The 17,935-nt window shown below is 72.5% G+C and carries 17 protein-coding genes and 1 pseudogene; 12 read left to right on the top strand and 6 right to left on the bottom strand.

Annotation, left to right across the window (positions count from 1 at the left end):
* The first annotated feature begins 226 nt into the window (after positions 1-226).
* From ACZ5NH_RS07575 to ACZ5NH_RS07560, 4 genes are all read left to right on the top strand, one after another.
* Positions 227-1,015, top strand: coding sequence for an SGNH/GDSL hydrolase family protein (locus ACZ5NH_RS07575; RefSeq protein WP_468773393.1), 789 nt, complete (start codon positions 227-229; stop codon positions 1,013-1,015).
* A 95-nt stretch (positions 1,016-1,110) separates the two neighbouring features.
* Complete coding sequence (gene purB, locus ACZ5NH_RS07570) at positions 1,111-2,556, top strand: adenylosuccinate lyase (protein ID WP_468773392.1); 1,446 nt, start codon at positions 1,111-1,113, stop codon at positions 2,554-2,556.
* Entirely contained in the window at positions 2,553-3,098 is a 546-nt protein-coding gene (gene mug / locus ACZ5NH_RS07565; RefSeq protein WP_468773524.1) for a G/U mismatch-specific DNA glycosylase, read from the top strand. The genes purB and mug overlap by 4 nt, the downstream gene beginning before the upstream one ends.
* Before the next feature lie 74 nt (positions 3,099-3,172).
* Positions 3,173-3,466, top strand: a complete 294-nt coding sequence (locus tag ACZ5NH_RS07560) for a hypothetical protein (RefSeq protein WP_388632670.1) — start codon at positions 3,173-3,175, stop codon at positions 3,464-3,466.
* A 206-nt stretch (positions 3,467-3,672) separates the two neighbouring features.
* Here ACZ5NH_RS07560 and ACZ5NH_RS07555 read toward each other — a convergent pair whose 3' ends face one another.
* Both ACZ5NH_RS07555 and ACZ5NH_RS07550 read right to left on the bottom strand, forming a co-directional pair.
* Positions 3,673-3,798: a hypothetical protein gene (locus ACZ5NH_RS07555; protein ID WP_468773391.1), complete on the bottom strand. Its 126-nt coding sequence runs from the start codon at positions 3,796-3,798 to the stop codon at positions 3,673-3,675.
* Between the two features lie 131 nt (positions 3,799-3,929).
* Complete coding sequence (locus tag ACZ5NH_RS07550; protein ID WP_451553079.1) at positions 3,930-4,373, bottom strand: hypothetical protein; 444 nt, start codon at positions 4,371-4,373, stop codon at positions 3,930-3,932.
* A 64-nt stretch (positions 4,374-4,437) separates the two neighbouring features.
* Between ACZ5NH_RS07550 and ACZ5NH_RS07545 the strand changes: the two are divergent.
* A pseudogene (locus tag ACZ5NH_RS07545) lies at positions 4,438-4,589 on the top strand (response regulator transcription factor); the annotation flags it as partial.
* 92 nt (positions 4,590-4,681) lie between these two features.
* Positions 4,682-5,836 carry an ROK family transcriptional regulator gene (locus ACZ5NH_RS07540; protein ID WP_451553080.1) on the top strand — a complete coding sequence of 385 codons (1,155 nt, stop codon included), beginning with the start codon at positions 4,682-4,684 and terminating at the stop codon, positions 5,834-5,836.
* A 100-nt stretch (positions 5,837-5,936) separates the two neighbouring features.
* On the opposite strand, the gene ACZ5NH_RS07535 is transcribed toward ACZ5NH_RS07540, so the two are convergent.
* A complete protein-coding gene (locus ACZ5NH_RS07535; RefSeq protein WP_468773390.1) occupies positions 5,937-6,698 on the bottom strand; it encodes a GntR family transcriptional regulator in 762 nt (253 codons plus the stop codon).
* Between the two features lie 255 nt (positions 6,699-6,953).
* Positions 6,954-7,838: an RNA polymerase sigma-70 factor gene (locus ACZ5NH_RS07530; RefSeq protein WP_468773389.1), complete on the bottom strand. Its 885-nt coding sequence runs from the start codon at positions 7,836-7,838 to the stop codon at positions 6,954-6,956.
* Between the two features lie 122 nt (positions 7,839-7,960).
* On the opposite strand from ACZ5NH_RS07530, the gene ACZ5NH_RS07525 reads away from it, so the two are divergent.
* The 4 genes from ACZ5NH_RS07525 (at position 7,961) to ACZ5NH_RS07510 (ending at position 13,276) form a co-directional block, all read left to right on the top strand.
* Positions 7,961-8,614, top strand: coding sequence for an NADPH-dependent F420 reductase (locus tag ACZ5NH_RS07525; RefSeq protein ID WP_468773388.1), 654 nt, complete (start codon positions 7,961-7,963; stop codon positions 8,612-8,614).
* Between the two features lie 104 nt (positions 8,615-8,718).
* On the top strand, positions 8,719-9,549 hold the full coding sequence (locus ACZ5NH_RS07520) for an alpha/beta fold hydrolase (protein ID WP_468773387.1): 831 nt from the start codon (positions 8,719-8,721) through the stop codon (positions 9,547-9,549).
* 375 nt (positions 9,550-9,924) lie between these two features.
* Positions 9,925-11,508 (top strand): alkaline phosphatase D family protein, encoded by a 1,584-nt coding sequence (locus ACZ5NH_RS07515; RefSeq protein ID WP_468773386.1) that lies wholly within the window; start codon positions 9,925-9,927, stop codon positions 11,506-11,508.
* Positions 11,509-11,812: 304 nt separating this feature from the next.
* Positions 11,813-13,276, top strand: coding sequence for a GNAT family N-acetyltransferase (locus ACZ5NH_RS07510; RefSeq protein ID WP_468773385.1), 1,464 nt, complete (start codon positions 11,813-11,815; stop codon positions 13,274-13,276).
* A 267-nt stretch (positions 13,277-13,543) separates the two neighbouring features.
* On the opposite strand, the gene ACZ5NH_RS07505 is transcribed toward ACZ5NH_RS07510, so the two are convergent.
* Complete coding sequence (locus ACZ5NH_RS07505; RefSeq protein ID WP_451553086.1) at positions 13,544-14,746, bottom strand: trans-sulfuration enzyme family protein; 1,203 nt, start codon at positions 14,744-14,746, stop codon at positions 13,544-13,546.
* A gap of 60 nt (positions 14,747-14,806) precedes the next feature.
* Between ACZ5NH_RS07505 and ACZ5NH_RS07500 the strand changes: the two genes are divergently transcribed.
* Both ACZ5NH_RS07500 and ACZ5NH_RS07495 read left to right on the top strand, forming a co-directional pair.
* The gene (locus tag ACZ5NH_RS07500; protein ID WP_351807920.1) at positions 14,807-15,292 is read left to right on the top strand and encodes an Lrp/AsnC family transcriptional regulator; all 486 of its coding nucleotides are present in this window, start codon (positions 14,807-14,809) and stop codon (positions 15,290-15,292) included.
* Positions 15,293-15,344: 52 nt separating this feature from the next.
* Positions 15,345-17,036, top strand: a complete 1,692-nt coding sequence (locus ACZ5NH_RS07495) for a DUF885 domain-containing protein (RefSeq protein WP_468773384.1) — start codon at positions 15,345-15,347, stop codon at positions 17,034-17,036.
* Between the two features lie 12 nt (positions 17,037-17,048).
* On the opposite strand, the gene ACZ5NH_RS07490 is transcribed toward ACZ5NH_RS07495, so the two are convergent.
* Positions 17,049-17,891 carry an SDR family oxidoreductase gene (locus ACZ5NH_RS07490; RefSeq protein WP_468773383.1) on the bottom strand — a complete coding sequence of 281 codons (843 nt, stop codon included), beginning with the start codon at positions 17,889-17,891 and terminating at the stop codon, positions 17,049-17,051.
* Between the last annotated feature and the right edge of the window lie 44 nt (positions 17,892-17,935).

Here is a 17,935-nt window from a genome sequence, read left to right as displayed (position 1 = left end):
CGGAACCGCCTCCGCGTCCGGGACGTCGGCCGCCCGGGCCGGCGTCGGCACGTCCTCCTCAACCCGACGCGGAGACCGGGCACGGGGAATCCCGGACGACCAACAGGGCAGTGAGGCCGGGCACGGGGGGGAATCCCGGGCGACCGGCCGAACCCGGGGGCCGGTGCCGGGCGTTTCCGGGGTGACCGACCAGCGGGTATGGAGCCGGGATACCATCGCTCACGCCATGCAGACGAATCCCACACCTCCCCCTTACAGCAGCCTGGTCGCGGTCGGTGACTCCTTCACCGAGGGCATGTCGGACCTGCTGCCCGACGGCTCCTACCGGGGCTGGGCCGACCTGCTCGCCGCGCGGATGGCCGAGCGCACGCAGGGCTTCCGGTACGCCAACCTGGCCGTGCGCGGGAAGCTGATCGGACAGATCGTCGACGAGCAGGTGGACGTGGCGGCGGCCATGAACGCCGACGTGATCACACTGGTCGGCGGGCTCAACGACACCCTGCGCCCCAAGTGCGACATGGGCCGGGTCAAGGACCTGCTGACCGAGGCCGTGGAACGCCTCGCACCGTCCTGCAAGCAACTCGTGCTGATGCGCAGCCCCGGCCGCCAGGGCCCGGTTCTGGAGCGGTTCCGGCCGCGCATGGAGGAGCTGTTCGCCTGCGTGGAGGAGCTGGCCGGCAGGCACGGCGCGGTCGTCGTCGACCTGTACGGGGCGCCCGCGCTGGGCGACCCCCGGCTGTGGGACGTGGACCGGCTCCATCTGACGGCGGAGGGGCATCGCCGGGTCGCCGAAGCCGTCTGGCAGACGCTCGGGTACGAGCCGGAGGACACCGGGTGGCATGTGCCGATGCCGGCCACGGCGCCGCCGGACTGGGTGACACGCCGGATCGCGGACGTGCGGTTCGCCCGGGAGCACCTGCTGCCGTGGATAGGCCGGCGTCTGACCGGGCGCTCCTCCGGGGACGGCCGCCCGCCGAAGCGCCCGGAACTGCTGCCGTACGAGGCTCAGGCCTAGCGTCGCGGTCATGACCACGTGACGGGCCTCTCGTAGCTTCCGCCGAACAGGGCCATGGCGTTGGCCTGCACAAACCACCAGTAGAATCCGTACACGTGACTTCCGCCGCGCCCGCCAAGCCCCGCATCCCGAACGTCCTCGCCGGACGCTACGCCTCCGCCGAGCTCGCCACGCTCTGGTCCCCCGAGCAGAAGGTGAAGCTGGAGCGGCAGCTCTGGCTCGCCGTGCTGCGGGCCCAGAAGGACCTCGGCATCGAGGTGCCGGACGAGGCGATCGCCGACTACGAGCGTGTCCTCGACACCGTCGACCTGGCCTCGATCGCCGAGCGCGAGAAGGTCACCCGGCACGATGTGAAGGCGCGGATCGAGGAGTTCAACGACCTCGCCGGGCACGAGCACGTGCACAAGGGCATGACCTCCCGCGATCTCACCGAGAACGTCGAGCAGCTGCAGATCCGGCTCTCGCTGGAGCTGATGCGCGACCGTACGGTGGCCGTGCTGGCGCGTCTGGGCAAGCTGGCCGGCGAGTACGCCGAGCTGGTCATGGCCGGCCGCTCGCACAACGTGGCCGCACAGGCCACGACGCTGGGCAAGCGTTTCGCGACGGTCGCCGACGAGCTGCTCGTCGCGTACGGCAGGGTCGAGGAGCTCCTCGTCCGCTACCCGCTGCGCGGCATCAAGGGCCCGGTCGGCACGGCGCAGGACATGCTGGACCTGCTGGGCGGGGACGCTGCGAAGCTGGCGGACCTGGAGAACCGGATCGCCGTGCACCTCGGCTTCTCCCAGGCCTTCACCTCGGTCGGCCAGGTCTACCCGCGCTCGCTGGACTACGAGGTCGTCACCGCGCTCGTCCAGCTGGCCGCAGCCCCCTCCTCCCTGGCCAAGACGATCCGTCTGATGGCCGGGCACGAGCTGGTCACCGAGGGCTTCAAGCCGGGTCAGGTCGGCTCCTCCGCCATGCCGCACAAGATGAACACCCGCTCCTGTGAGCGCGTCAACGGCCTCATGGTCATCCTGCGCGGCTACGCCTCCATGACCGGCGAGCTGGCGGGCGACCAGTGGAACGAGGGCGACGTGTCCTGCTCGGTGGTGCGCCGGGTCGCGCTGCCCGACGCGTTCTTCGCACTGGACGGTCTGCTGGAGACCTTCCTGACGGTCCTGGACGAGTTCGGCGCCTTCCCGGCGGTCATCGCCCGCGAGCTGGACCGCTACCTGCCGTTCCTGGCCACCACCAAGGTGCTCATGGGCGCGGTGCGGGCCGGTGTCGGCCGCGAGGTCGCGCACGAGGCGATCAAGGAGAACGCCGTCGCCACCGCGCTGGCGATGCGCGAGCAGGGCGCCGAGCGCAACGACCTGCTCGACAAGCTCGCCGCCGACGAACGGCTTCCCCTCGACCGCGACGAGCTGGCTGCCCTGATGGCCGACAAGCTGTCCTTCACCGGCGCCGCCGCCGACCAGGTCGGTGTCGTCGTCGGCCGGATCGAGGAGCTCGTCAAGCAGCACCCGGAGGCGGCCGGCTACACCCCGGGAGCGATCCTCTGACCCGCTTCACCCCAGCCCAACTGGAGGCCGCCCGCGACCGTCTCGTACCGGACGTGGTCGTGGGCGGCCTCCAGGTGCTGTTCTGCGGGATCAACCCCGGTCTGATGACGGCGGCCACAGGCCACCACTTCGCCCGCCCCGGCAACCGCTTCTGGCCGGTGCTGCACCTGTCGGGCTTCACCCCGAGGCTGCTGAAGCCTGCCGAGCAGCAGGAGCTGCTGTCGTTCGGGCTGGGCATCACGAACGTCGTGGCGCGGGCGACCGCGCGGGCCGACGAGCTGACGGCCGAGGAGTACGTCGAGGGCGGGCGGCTGCTGACGGCGAAGGTGACACGGTGGAAGCCGAAGTGGCTGGCCGTGGTCGGGGTGACCGCGTACCGGGCCGCCTTCGGGGACCGAAAGGCCCAGGTGGGACCGCAGGAGCGGGTCATCGGGGAGACGCGGGTGTGGGTGCTGCCCAATCCCAGCGGGCTGAACGCACACTGGACGGCGGCGACGATGGCGGAGGAGTTCGCGCGGCTCCGGGTCGCTGCGCAGACCTAGGTGGTCATGGCAGGGGTGTCCCTGTGCCCGTGGCCAGGGGATCCAGTCCTGGGAGTAGTGGCAGGATCGGTGACATGAGCACCGAGACGGACTGGGTGTACCGGGTGGACGAGCCGCACGGCTCGGCCGGATGGCGGCCCTACGGTGACCGCCCCGACCGGTGGCGGGGGACCATCACCACCGACGACCCGGCCGAGAACGCCGAGTACGTCGCCGCCCTCGTCGTCACCGACCTGGTGACCGAGTGGACGGTGAGCGGCACCGGCCAGCAGCACGTGCGCGTGACCGTCTGGGAGGGCCAGGAAGGTGCCGGCCCCGAAGACGCCGCCTTCACGGTGCAGGTCCGGCCCCACATCGACGGGGCGTGATGTGTGGCGGCCGACCGGGCTGATCTTCCGGTGGACGTTGCCCGCCAGGGCGGAGGAGACGGTGGCCCCGGCCGATCACGCGACCGCCACTCAGGGCCCCGGCAAGGAGCAGCACCACCAGCTGCCCGGGGGCCGCTCCCCCGCTGAGTGACGACCGGCCCGGCGAATCGGCACACCACCGGGACCGGCCCGGGGCAGCGAGGGTCTCACCGCCGGCCCGTGACGCTGATCCGCTCCACGGTGACCGACAACACCGCCGACAACTGCGCCCCACCCGGGTCCGTCCCCGGCTGCACCGGCTGATCGCACGCGGGGAATCGGGCGCTGCTCACCGAGTCCACCTCTCGTCAAAGTGCCCTTGTCCGAAGGGGGTCAAGCAGGTTCGCAAGGAGTGGCCGTACGACTGAACCGACTCCACGGAGACGGTCAAGCTGCCCGCCGAGGAGTACGTCAAGTCCGGTGGTCACGGCGGAGGTATCTCCGTGACGGCGGCCAGGAGCCGTATCTCGTCCGCACGGTCCCGGTCGGCGACGCCGACGGCGACCCAGCGGCCGGCCCCTGCCAACTGCCAGACGTCCAACTCGTCGGTGAGCAGGCTGAGGGTGGCCCAGGGTTCCGGTATCTCCTCGCCCCGGCTCAGGCGCTGACGCACCGTGAGCTGGCCCCACGGCGGCTGACGGCCCCAGCGGTCGTGCAGCCGCTCCGCTACGGCCTCCCGGTACGCCTGGAAATCGGCGGCGGTCCGCTCCCGCACCGAGGCATGGCCCACTCGCACCCCGTGGCTCGTCGCTAACACCACGGTGGCGTAACCGGGTCCTGCCGTGCCCGACTCGGACCGGCCCTGCTCCGCCGGGAACTCCCGGCCGCACAACCGGTCGATCACAGCAAGGTGCATCGCGATGTCCATGTGATCCAGTAAAGCGGTCACCACTGACAATTGGCGGGCTGTCAGGCGCCCGGGCGGTCCAGGACGCGGGCCGTCGAACGCCGAGATCGCCGCCCGGCTGGTCTGGCACGGAGACGATCAAGTCGCATGTGAGCGCTGTGCCGGCCAAGCTCGGCGCGCGACCGCACCCAGGCGGTGATCGCGGCGTACGAGTCGGGCTTCGTCGAGGCGGGGTGAGCCGGGCCGGCCAGGCGGAACCCGGCACTCGCCGAGGTGCGCCGGGCCGAGTACGATCCGCCCAACACGCCCGCTAGCTGGAAGGACGGACGGTGGCGCAGCTGACCGGCGGCGATCCCTCACTGCTGCGGAGGATCAATTCCGCGGTGGTGCTGCACGCCCTGCGTACCACGGACTGCGCGACGCTCACCGAGATCACGCGGGTCACCGGACTGTCCCGGCCGACCGTCGAGGGTGTCGTCGAAGGGCTCATCGAGGGCGGGCTCGTCGTGGAGACCGCGGCCGACGAGGGCACAGCGCGCCGCCAGGGGCGGCCCGCGCGCCGGTTCCGCTTCCGGGCCGAGGCAGGGCATCTGCTGGGCCTGGAGATCGGGCCGCACCGGGTAGCCGCGCTGCTGGCCGACCTGGACGGGCGGGTGCTGGGCGCGCAGGCCAAGGAGGTCGACGAGACCGCTCCGGCGGACGAGCGGCTGGAGAGGCTGCGCGGCGCGGTCGCCGAACTGCTGCGCCGGGCCGGGGTCGCCCGCAGCTCGCTGCGGGCCGTGGGCGTGGGCACGCCGGGGATCGTGGAGGCCGACGGCACGGTACGGCTGAGCACGGCGCTGCCGCAGTGGACCGGCCTGAACCTGGGTGAACGGCTCAGCCGCTCCTTCAAGTGCCCGGTGCTGGTGGAGAACGACGCCAACGCGGCGGCCGTCGCCGAGCACTGGAAGGGCGCGGCGACCGAGTCGGACGACGTGGTGTTCGTGCTGGCCGGGCTGAGTCCGGGCGCGGGTTCGCTGATCGGCGGGCGGCTGCACCGCGGTTACGGCGGGGCGGCCGGGGAGATCGGTGCGCTGCATCTGCTGGGCCGGGAGGCGACTCCGGAGACGCTGCTGTCCACCACCGACGAGCCGCTGCACCCGCTGGACGAGCAGGCGGTCGCCGAGGTGTTCGCGCTGGCCCGGGAGGGCGACCAGCGCGCGCGGGCGGCGGTCGATCGGTTCATCCAGCGGCTGGTGCACGACGTGGCCGCGCTGGTGCTGGCGCTGGATCCCGAACTGGTGGTGATCGGCGGGTGGGCGGCGGGCCTGGACGGCGTCCTGGAACCGCTGCGCCGCGAACTGGCCCGCTACTGCCTGCGTCCGCCCCAGGTGGCGCTGTCCCTGCTGGGCGAGGCGGCCGTGGCCACGGGGGCGCTGCGCTTGGCCTTGGACCACGTCGAGGAGCAGTTGTTCGCGGTGGACGGCTCGGCGACTCGGCGCTGAGCCTTCACCCTGCCCGCGCGGCAGTCTCGTGCGGGCAGGGTGAAGGCTCAGCGCCCCTGGGGTCGGCTGCCCCGCCCGGCGGTCAAGAGGTGTCCGGTGTTCAGGAAGCCTGGCGTTCCGGGTCGTGGTGTATCTCGACGTCCGGGGAGTCGCCGAAGGTCAGCCGGCAGGTGTCGGCACGGTAGGTGGCGACGGACAGGGCGGCGGTGCGGCCCCCGGCGAAGAAGCGGGTGGTGACGACGAGGACCGGGGAGCCGGGGAGCCGGTCGAGGTCCTTGGCGTCGTCGGTGCGGGCGGAGCCCAGCTCGACGGCGCGGTCCTGGCTCTCGAGCGTCAGGTGCTGGAGCTCGCGGAGCACCGCACGCGCGCGTGCCGGGCCGGACGGGGCGTCGATCGCGGTGAGGTCGGGGACGGAGGTCACCGGGATGTAGAGGAGTTCGGTGGCGACCCGCTGAGCGTGGGACATCCGGGAGCGGCGCACGATGTGCACGGGCTCGTCCGCGCCGGTCTCCAGGGCCGTGGCGACGGCGGCGGGCGGCAGCGCCTGCTCGGAGTCGACGGGCTGCCAGGCGTCCGAGGCGGTGCCCGGCCAGACGTGCTGCTCGGTGCCGACGGCCACGCCGACCCGTGGGGGCGCGACGGTCGTACCGACGCCGCGGCGGCGCTGCAGCCGGCCCTCCAGCTCGAGCTGTTCGAGGGCCTGGCGGAGCGTGGCGCGGGCCACGCCGAAGCGAGCGGCGAGGTCACGCTCGTTGGGCAGGATCTCCCCGACCGAGAACTCGGAGTCCAATGCCTCGCTGAGCACCGTCCTGAGATGCCAGTACTTCGGTTCCGGCACCGATTCCAGCTGCGTGGTCCCCACCCTGTCCTCCGCAAGAGCCGTGGTCCGGCGGTTTTTAGCGCCCTTGTTTATTAAAGGTTGTTGCACTTCTCTGCGACCATAGGGCGGCCTGCACCCTTGGTCAAGACCAATCCTCGATCCCCTGGGGAATACGCGCCCGACCTGCCGCAACGTGTTCATGAGGCGTTCGTGGGCCGCGGTCTGTGTGACATCGCGGCAAAGCCCCCGTCACAGGACGGGGGCCGGCGTGGCGCGTGTGGTGCGGCGGAGTACGGCTCAGCCGTCGGCGAGGTGCCGTAGCTTGTCCGGGTTGCGGACGATGTACACGGTCGTGACGCGGCCGTCGACGACGTCCACCTGGACCAGGCTCTCCGGCTCTCCGGCGGACACGACCAGCAGCGCCGGGCCGCCGTTGGCCTCCAGGAAGCGGTAGGACAGGGCCGCCGCGGACTGCTGCGCGACGGCGACGAGGAACCGGCCGACCTTGTCGGCGGTGTGCAGGATCCGCAGGGGCGCCTTGGCCTTGCCGCCGCTGTCGCCGACCAGGCGGACGTCCGGGGCGAGCAGGGACATGAGCGCGTCGAGGTCGCCGCCGGCCGCGGCGGCGAGGAAACGTTCGGTCAGCTCGCGTCGCTGCGCGGGGTCGACGTCGTAGCGCGGCCGCCGCTCGTCGACGTGCCGGCGCGCCCGCCCGGCCAGTTGCCGTACCGCCGGCTCGCCGCGGTCGAGCAGGGCGGCGATCTCGGCGTACGGGTAGCCGAACGCCTCCCTGAGCACGAAGACGGCCCGCTCCAGGGGCGACAGCGACTCCAGGACGACCAGCAGGGCGAGGGAGACGCTGTCGGCGAGCACGGCGTGCTCCGCCGCGTCCGGGGCGGCGTCGCCGAACTCGGTGAGATACGGCTCCGGCAGCCACGGCCCGACGTACGCCTCGCCGCGCGTCTGCACCTGGCGCAGCCGGTCGATGGCCAGTCGGGTGGTGATGCGCACCAGGTAGGCGCGCGGTTCGCGGACCTCCGCGCGGTCGGCGCGGGACCAGCGCAGCCAGGCGTCCTGGACCACGTCCTCGGCGTCGGCCACACGGCCGAGCATGCGATAGGCGACGCCCACGAGCAACGGGCGGTGCTCTTCGAAGACATCGGTCGCGGTCCGTGTGGTCACCGCTCCATCCCATCCGACACGCGCCGGGGCTGTCCACCCGGAATCGAACCGTCCGGCGCCGGTGCGGGATCACAATTATCACGGGTCGCCGGAAGTCGGCGGCCGACAACGGGAGGTGGCCGATGCGGTATGCGGTGCTGGGCACGGGCGAGGTGGGCCGCACACTGGGCGGCAGACTGCTGGAGCTGGGGCACGAGGTGACCCTGGGATCGCGCGTGAAGGACAACCCGGTGGCGCTGGCGTGGGCCACGGCCTGCGCCGAGCGGGCTCGCGCCGGCACATTCGCGGAGGCGGCCGGCGGCGCCGAGGTGGTCATCAACGCGGTGGGCGGCCGGGTGGCGCTCGACGCCCTGCGCGCGGCCGGCGCGGAGCACCTCGACGGCAAGGTCGTGGTGGACGTCTCCAATCCGCTGGCCTTCGAGGACGGCCAGCCGCGGCTGGACCCGGTGGAGTCCGACAGCGTGGGCGAACAGATCCAGCGGGCCTTTCCACACGCGCGCGTGGTGAAGGCGCTGAACACGGTGAACTGCCAGGTGATGGTGGATCCGGGCCGGGTGCCGGGCGCGCACAATCTGTTCGTGTGCGGTGAGGACGCCGGGGCCAAGGAGCAGGTGACGGCGCTGCTCGGAGAGTTCGGCTGGCCGGCCGAGCGGGTGCTGGACCTGGGCGGGATCCAGGCGGCGCGGGCGACGGAGATGTATCTGCCGCTGTGGCTCACCATGATGCGGCAGTTGGGGACCGCCGACTTCAACATCGAGGTGCGCCGGGCGAGTTGACCTCCGCCGGAGCGCGGACGTACACCCACCGGGGGCTACCGGCCGGTAGCAATTGCTGACAAGCTGTCTACGGCGTCCGCAGCACCCAGACGAGGAGCACCCCCATGTCCGCCACCGCCTCCTTCCAGGTCCCCACCGAGCACGGCCCGAAGGACGTGACCGTGTCCTACGCGCGCGTGGGACGCGGCGAACCGCTGGTCCTGCTGCACGGCATCGGGCATCACCGGCAGGCCTGGGACCCGGTCGTGGACATCCTCGCGACCGAGCGCGACGTGATCGCCGTCGATCTGCCGGGTTTCGGCGCGTCCCCGGCCCTGCCGGACGGCCTCACCTACGACCTGCCCACCACCAACTCGGTGCTCGGCGCCCTGTTCGAGGCGCTGGAGCTGGACCGGCCGCACATCGCCGGCAACTCGCTGGGCGGCCTGCTCGCCCTGGAGCTCGGCCGGGACAAGCTCGTACGGTCCGTCACCGCCCTCTCACCGGCAGGATTCTGGACGGAGGCCGAGCGCCGGTACGCCTTCTCGGTGCTGCTCGCCATGCGGGGCATAGCCCAGCGGCTCCCGCTGCCGCTGGTGGAGCGGCTGTCGCGCACGGCGGCCGGCCGTACCGCGCTGACGAGCACCATCTACGCGCGGCCCGCGCGCCGCGCCCCCGAGGCCGTGGTCGCCGAGACGCTCGCGCTGGTGGGGGCCTCGGGGTTCGACGCGACGCTGCGAGCGGGCACCACCGTCCGGTTCACCGACGCCCTGCCCGGTCTGCCGGTCACGGTGGCCTGGGGCGCCCGGGACCGGCTCCTCGTCCGCCGCCAGGGCGTGCGCGCCAAGCAGTTGATCCCGCACGCCCGGCTGATACGGCTGCCCGGCTGCGGCCACTGCCCGATGAACGACGACCCGGCGCTGGTCGCCCGGGTGATTCTGGACGGCAGCCGCTGAACGGACGGCCGGCGGCGACTCCCTGGCGGCGGGCGGCACCGGGCTTGCCGAAGGGGACTGGTACCGGCCGTCGGTGGGGCAGCCGCACTGCGGGACCGTCCATGGCCGCCGGCGTCGAAGGGTTCCGAATGGGCCGGGCCCGGCCTGCGCAGGCGAACCGTGTGCGGGTACGGGCACCGGGCCGACCGGAACGTGCCCCCGCCTGACGGGCCCGGCGACCGTCGGCTCCGGCTCCGGGCACAGTCACGCGCGCGTGGGTGCGGTCGTACGGAGTGGCCAGGTCTCGTTGTTCACTCCGGGTTTCCGCACGCGCCGCAGCGTCCCAGTAGGTGTGGCTCTGCACACTGGCCGGATCCCTTGCCTGGAGGCGCAGCCATGTCAGACCGTCCGTTCCCCGGCCGCCGCAGTGTTCTGCGCGGCTCCCTGGCCGCGTCGGCGGCCCTCACCCTGCCCGTCGGCCTCGGCGCGGCCCCGGCATTCGCCCGCTCCGGGCGCCCCCAGGCGAGCTGGGGTGTGCAGGCGGGCGATGTGACCACCGACTCCGGCCTGGTGTGGGTGCGTTCGGACCGGCCGGCCCGGATGATCGTGGAGACCTCGGCCACCGAGTCGTTCCGCAACCCGCACAGACTGCAGGGTCCGCTGCTGGGCCCCGGCACGGACTTCACCGGCACCACCCGGCTGCACGGCCTGCCCTCGGGCGAGCAGATCCACTACCGCGTGCTGCTCGCCGACCCGGACGACCCGCGCCGCACGAGCGAGCCGGTCACCGGCACCTTCCGTACCGCGCCCGCCCGGCGCCGCCAGGGCGTGCGGTTCGTCTGGTCCGGTGACCTGGCCGGACAGGGCTGGGGCATCAACGAGTCCATCGGCGGCTACCGCATCTTCGACGCGATGGCGAAGGCCGACCCCGACTTCTTCCTGTGCAGCGGCGACAACATCTACGCCGACGGCCCGATCGCGGCGACCGCGACCCTGCCCGACGGCAGCGTCTACCGGAACGTCACGACCGAGGAGAAGTCGCACGTCGCGACCACCCTGGCCGACTACCGGGGCAATTTCCGCTACAACCTGATGGACTCGGCACTGCGCCGGTTCAACGCCCAGGTGCCCAACATCATCCAGTGGGACGACCACGAGGTCCGCAACAACTGGTACCCGGGCGAGGTCATCGGCTCCGGCACCCCCTACCCGGCCGGCACCAGGCTCGACGATCTGGCGCTGCGCTCCCGGCAGGCGTTCTCCGAGTACTTCCCGATCTCGACCATCAGCGAGCGCCCCGACGGCCGGATCTACCGGGTCGTCCACCACGGCCCGCTGCTCGACGTGTTCGTGCTCGACATGCGCACCTACCGCAACGCGAACTCCCCCGACAACCAGACCGCGGACCCGGTGGGCATCCTCGGCCGGGAGCAGTTGGAGTGGCTGAAGCGGGAGCTGGCGAAGTCCCGTGCGGTGTGGAAGGTGATCGCCAACGACATGCCGCTCGGCCTTGTCGTGCCCGACCCGGTCGAGGGCAAGCCGAACTTCGAGGCCGTCGCGCAGGGCGACCCGGGCGCTCCGCTCGGCCGTGAGCTGCAGATCGCCGAGCTGCTTCGGTTCATCAAGCACCGGCGGATCACCGGCACGGTATGGCTGACGGCCGACGTGCACCACACCTCCGCCCAGCACTACGACCCCTCGCGGGCCGCGTTCAAGGACTTCGAGCCGTTCTGGGAGTTCGTCTCCGGCCCGCTCAACGCCGGTGCGTTCCCTGCCAACGCGCTGGACGGCACGTTCGGCCCGGACCGGGTGTTCGTCAAGGCGCCCACCGCCTCCAACGTCTCGCCGGCTCAGGGCTACCAGTTCTTCGGCGAGGTGGACATCGACGGCGACAGCGGCGACCTGACGGTACGGCTGCGCGAGTACGACGGCACCGTGCTGTTCACCCAGACGCTCCAGCCGGGCCGGGTCGGCCAGTAGGCGCAGGCGGGCCCGCCGGTCCCGTACCCTTCATCCGTGCCGCGCGCCGACGTCATCCCACGGGGCGCGGCACGGTCAAGTCCTCTGTCATGCGGCCCTCTTCGCAGGTCAGGCCGATTGTCAGTGGTCGCCTCTACGGTTTTCGTATGACGCGAGCACTGGATGACGACAACGCCACGATCTGGGGCCGAGCGGCTAGGAGCCAGCAGACTCTAGAAAATGCTACAAAACGGGCGGAGCATGCTTTACCCATCGGTCACAAGCAGTTCGTGATCACGCAACACCCTTCCTTCACAGTGGCTGCATGACTCCAGAGATGTCTGATGTGACCCGGGCGAAGCACGGACGCCCCGTACACCACTGGCGGCGGGACGTCGTCGAGCTCGCCGCGCTGTTCACGGCCGTGGCCGTCGCCGACGGGGTGGCGAACCTGGTCGGGCACGGCCCCGACGGCCCGGCCCTGCTGGTGATCTCGGCGCTTGTGCTGGCCGCGACGGCCGGCTTCCACACATGGTGGGCACGGCGCCACGGACACGCACCGCCGACCCGTGATACCGGCGCCCGGCCGGCCGCCGAGACGCGGCCGGCCGGGCCCTCCGGATCCTCCGGGCAGCCGGGTGACGACGATGACACGGACGACGTGGCCGACTCCGGTGCGCTGTGGCGAATGCGGACCACCGTGAAGGACGAACCGGGCTCGCTGGCGGCACTGTGCACGGCACTGGCCGAGCGACGTGTGGACATCCTGAGCCTCCAGACGCACCCCCTCGCCGACGGCACGGTGGACGAGTTCCTGCTCCGGGCGCCGCGCACGCTGGAGGCGGCCGAGATCACCCGGGCGGTCTCGCAGGCCGGCGGGAAGTCGACGTGGATCGAGCGGGCCGACGCCCACGACCTGGTCGACGCCCCCACCCGGGTGCTCGGGCTGGCCGCGCGCACCGCGCTGGACGCCGCCGAACTGCCACTGGCGCTGCGCCAGTTGCTGGGCCGGTGCACGATCCGTTCGCTGCCCGGGGCTCCGGCCGGCGGGGGCCGCGGACCCGAGCCGGTGCCGGTCGAGGGTGTGCTGGAGGACACCGTGATGCGGCTGCCGGCGCCGGAGGGCGGGGTGCTCACCGTGGAGCGGCCGTATCTGCCGTTCACCCCCACCGAGTTCGCCCGGGCCCGGGCGCTGGTGGATCTCGACAACCGGCTCGGTCCGCGGATCCCGCGCGGCAAGGACGTGCTGACCCTGCCCGAGGGCAACGACATCACCGTCCGCCGGGTGGACACCGGGGACCTGACCGCGGCGAAGGCGATGCACGAGCGGTGCTCGCCGCGCACCCTCGGCATGCGCTACCACGGCCCGGTCGGCGACGCGGGCCGCTATCTGAACCATCTGCTCAGCCCCCGTTTCGGCCGGACGCTTGCCGCGCTGACCACCTCCGGCCGCATCGTCGGCCTCGGGCACCTGCTGTGGGACGGCGACGAGACGGAGATCGCGCTGCTGATCGAGGACGACTGGCAGCAGCGCGGCATCGGCGGTGAACTGCTCGGCCGGCTCGTGGCGATGGCCGTGGAGGCCGGCTGCGAGAGCGTGTACGCCGTGACGCAGGCGTCCAACACCGGCATGGTCGCCGCGATGCGCGGCCTCGGCCTGCCCCTGGACTACCAGATCGAGGAGGGCACGCTCGTCATCACCGCCCGCCTGGACGCCGCCCCGACCCCCGCCCGGCGGCCGTACGACACCGGCCTCCACCACCTCGGCACCCCGGCCCACCGAGACTGACACACGGCACACCCCGCGACACCTCTTTACGCGCCCCGGCCCACAGCTGGCGGCAGGGCCGGGGCCGGTAGGCGGGCCAGGATCTGCGGCCCGGGCCCGGGATCTGCGGCCGGGGTCGGGGCCTCCCGCCGGGGCGAGTGTCGGCGGTCGGGCCCCGGGCGCGCTATATGGGCGACCGGGCCATGGATCCGCCGCGACGGCGACCAGCCACGACCGTGGTGTGCGGCAGTGCCCGACTCACCCGCGCCCGGCACCGGCCGCCATCCCTCAGCGCACCGCCTCCCGCAGTGGTACCGGCGTCCGGGCGGCGGGCTCGCCCAGCGCCTGGTCCAGGTCCGCCCACAGATCGTCCACGTCCTCCAGACCCACCGACAACCGCAGCAGCCGGTCGCTCACCCCCGCCCCCCGCCGGTCGTCGGCGTCGACGATGCGGTGGCTGATGGACGCGGGATGCTGGATGAGCGTGTCGACGCTGCCCAGGCTCACCGCCGGGGTGACGAGCCGGACCCGGGAGACGACCTCGTGCGGATCGCCGTGCACCTCGAAGGCGATCATCGCGCCGCCGATGCGCGGATAGTGGACGCGGGCCACGCGCGGGTCGGCGGCGAGCCGGCCGGCCAGTTCGGCGGCGGTCGCGGAGGCGGCCCGCACCCGCACGGGGAGCGTGGACAGTCCCCTCAGCAGCAGGTAGCCCGCCAGCGGATGCAGGACCCCACCGGTGGCGAACCGTATCTGCCGTAGCCGGCCCGCGAACTCCTCGTCGCAGGCGACCACTCCGGCCAGCACATCGCCGTGGCCGCCGAGGTACTTGGTGGCGCTGTGCAGCACCAGGCGGGCGCCGTGCTCGGCCGGGCGTTGCAGCACAGGCGTGGCGAAGGTGTTGTCGGCGAGCAGCGGAACCGACCCACAGGCGTGCGCGACGGCCCGCAGATCGACCTCGGCGAGGGTCGGGTTGGCCGGGGACTCCACCATCACCAGGCCGGTGTCCGGGCGCACCGCGTCGGCGATGCCGGCCGGGTCGGTCCAGGTGACCTCGGTGCCGAGCAGCCCGGCGGTCAGCAGATGGTCGCTGCAGCCGTACAGGGGTCGTACCGCCACCACATGGCGGAGGCCCATCGCCGAACGGGCCAGCAGGACCGCGCTCAGCGCCGCCATCCCGCTGGCGAAGGCGACCGCGGACTCGGTGCCCTCCAGGCGGGCCAGGGCGGTCTCGAAGCGACCGACGGTCGGGTTGCCGAGACGGCCGTAGACGGGCGGCCCGACCGGGTCGGCGCCGTCGGTGGCGAAGGCGTCGATGCGGGCGGCCTCACCGCGGCTGTCGTACGAGGGGTAGGTGGTCGACAGATCGATCGGCGGGGCGTGCAGGCCCTGGCGGGCGAGATCGTCGCGGCCGGCGTGCACGGCCTCCGTGTCCAGGGCTCTCGATGCGGTGCGTACGCCGTCGTAGGCACCTGTGCTCGCTGTGTCCATGCGCGGAAGGGTGAACAGTGAACGGTTCACGGGATTCGAACACCGTGCTACGTTCGGCCCATGGCCGAATCTGTCGTACTGGATCCGGTGGATCTTCATCTGCTGCGGCTGCTGCAGAACGACGCCCGGACCACCTACCGCGATCTCGCCGCGCAGGTGGGCGTGGCGCCGTCGACGTGTCTGGACCGGGTGACCCGGCTGCGCCGCTCGGGCGTGATCCTCGGCCACCAGCTGCGTCTGGATCCGGCCAAGCTGGGGCGCGGGCTCCAGGCCCTGCTGTCGGTACAGGTACGGCCGCACCGGCGGGAGCTGGTCGGGCCGTTCGTGGAGCGGATCCGGGCTCTGCCGGAGACCTTGACCGTGTTCCATCTGACCGGGCCGGACGACTATCTGGTGCATGTGGCCGTCGCGGACATGGCCGACCTGCAGCGCCTGGTGCTCGACGAGTTCACCGCGCGGCGCGAGGTGGCGCGGGTGGAGACCCGGCTGATCTTCCAGCAGTGGGACTGCGGGCCGCTGCTGCCGCCCGGCCACGCCCAGAGCTGAATCCCCCCATACGTGGGTGACGGGGTGATCCTTCTCGTACGAGGATGGGCCCATGTCTGAGACCAAGAGCCCGCTGCCCCGTCAGGTGGCAGACGCGTACGTGGACGACCTCATCGCCCTCGACCCGGTCACCGGTACCTACCTCGGTGTGAAGGAGAGTTCGAGCCGGCTGCCCGACTACTCGCCCGCGGGCCAGTCGGCCCTCGCGGAGCTGGCGCGGACCACGCTCGCGAAGCTGGACGAGGCGGAGCGGCAGCCGGGGGCGGACAGCGACGCGGAGCGGCGCTGCGGGCGGCTGCTGCGGGAGCGGCTGACCGCCGAACTCGCCGTGCACGAGGCCGACGAGCACCTGCGCGCGGTCGGCAACATGGCCACGCCGGGCCACTCGGTGCGGGACATCTTCACGGTCACGCCGTCGCAGACGGACGAGGACTGGGCGGCGATCGCCGAGCGGCTGCGCGCGGTGCCGGGAGCGCTCGCGGGCTACCGTGAGTCGCTGCAACTCGGCCTGGACCGCAAGCTGTTCGCGGCGCCGCGGCCGACGGCGACGTACATCGAGCAGCTCACCGAGTGGACGGACACGGACGGCAAGGGCCGTGGCTGGTACGAGGACTTCACCGCCGCCGGGCCCCAGGCGCTGCGCGCGGAGCTGGACGAGGCGGCCCGCGCGGCGACCGGCGCCCTGGTGGAGCTGCGGGACTGGCTGCGGGACGTGTACGCGGCCGCGATCGAGGGCGCCCCGAACACGGTGGGCCGCGAGCGGTACGCGCGCTGGTCCCGCTACTTCAACGGCACCGATCTCGACCTGGACGAGGCGTACGCGTACGGCTGGTCGGAGTTCCACCGCATCCTCGGCGAGATGAGGCAGGAGGCGGAGAAGATCCTGCCCGGCGCCGAGACCCCCTGGGTGGCGCTCGCCCACCTCGACGAGCACGGCCGGCACATCGAGGGCGTGGAGGAGGTGCGGGAGTGGCTGCAGGGCCTGATGGACAAGGCCATCCAGGACCTGGACGGCACGCACTTCGAACTCGCCGAGCGGGTGCGGAAGGTGGAGTCGCGCATCGCCCCGCCCGGCGGCGCCGCGGCCCCCTATTACACGCCTCCGTCGGAGGACTTCTCCCGCCCTGGGCGCACCTGGCTGCCCACCATGGGGCAGACCCGCTTCCCGGTCTACGATCTGGTCTCCACCTGGTACCACGAGGGCGTGCCCGGGCATCACCTCCAGCTCGCGCAGTGGGTGCACGTGGCGGAGAACCTCTCCCGCTACCAGGCGACGGTCGGCGGGGTGAGCGCCAACGCCGAGGGCTGGGCGCTGTACGCGGAGCGGCTGATGGACGAGCTGGGCTACCTCACGGATCCCGAGCAGCGGCTCGGCTATCTGGACGCGCAGATGATGCGGGCGGCCCGGGTGATCGTGGACATCGGCATGCACCTGGAGCTGGAGATCCCCGCCGACTCGCCGTTCCACCCCGGTGAGCGGTGGACGCCGGAGCTGGCGCAGGAGTTCTTCGGTGCCCACAGCAGCCGACCGGCGGACTTCGTGGAGAGCGAGCTGACCCGGTATCTGACGATTCCGGGCCAGGCGATCGGCTACAAGCTCGGTGAGCGGGCGTGGCTGCTGGGCCGGGAGAAGGCGCGCGAGCGGCACGGCGACGCGTTCGACCTGAAGGCCTGGCACATGGCGGCCCTGTCGCAGGGTTCGCTGGGCCTGGACGACCTGGTGGACGAGCTGGCCCGGCTCTGACGCCCGGGAGCGTCAGCGCCGGAAGCCGCCTTCCGAGTTGATGACCTCCCCGGTGATCCAGCCGGCCTCGTCCGTGGCCAGCCACGCGATGAGGCGGGCCGGGTCGTCGGGGAGCCCCCAGCGTCCGCCGGGAAAACGGGCGGCGACGGCGGCGTGGGCCTCGCCGGTGGCGTAACCGGTGTCCACCGGGCCGGGATTGACGGCGTTCACCGTGATGCCGTGCTCGACCAGCGTGCCGGCCAGTGAGCGGGTGATCGAGGCGAGGGCGCCCTTCTGCAGGGCGTAGGCGATCTCGCCGGGCATGCCACCGCCGAGGTCCTGTCCGGAGGTCATCAACACCACCCGCCCGCCGGGAGCACCGTCGGTCAGCCGTGCGCGCGAGCGGGCGTAGGCCTGGACGAGCAGCAGGACCGAGCGGGTGTCGACCGCCCAGTGCGCGTCCAGCATCGCGGCGTCGATCTCGTCCAGGGTGCCGTCCGAGCCGCTGAGGGCGTGGTTGGCGACGAGGATGTCCAGCCGGCCGAACTCACCGACGACCGTGTCGATCAGCCGCGCCGGCTCGGCCGGGTCGGCGAGGTCACCGGGTCCTGCGGCGACGCGGGCCCCGGGATCACCGAGCGCCTCACGCACGGAGCCGACGACAGCCTCGGGACTGTCGGCGCCCCACGGCATGGCGGCGTCGTGCGGCACATGGTGATGCAGATACACACTCGCCCCGTACGCCGCCAACCGCCGCGCCACAGCATGCCCGATCCCGGTCCGCCGGCTCGCCCCGGTGACGAGAGCGGTACGGCCACGCAGGGGCAACGGGTCGCGGCGCAGCTCTTCCGGGGCGGGGGGAGTGTTTGCCGACATGGCGGATCACCTTAGGGGGAGCGGGATCGCGCCGCGAGTGAATA

This window comes from Streptomyces sp. NPDC031426, from assembly GCF_055581585.1.
This window is presented reverse-complemented; position numbering and strand designations above follow the sequence as displayed.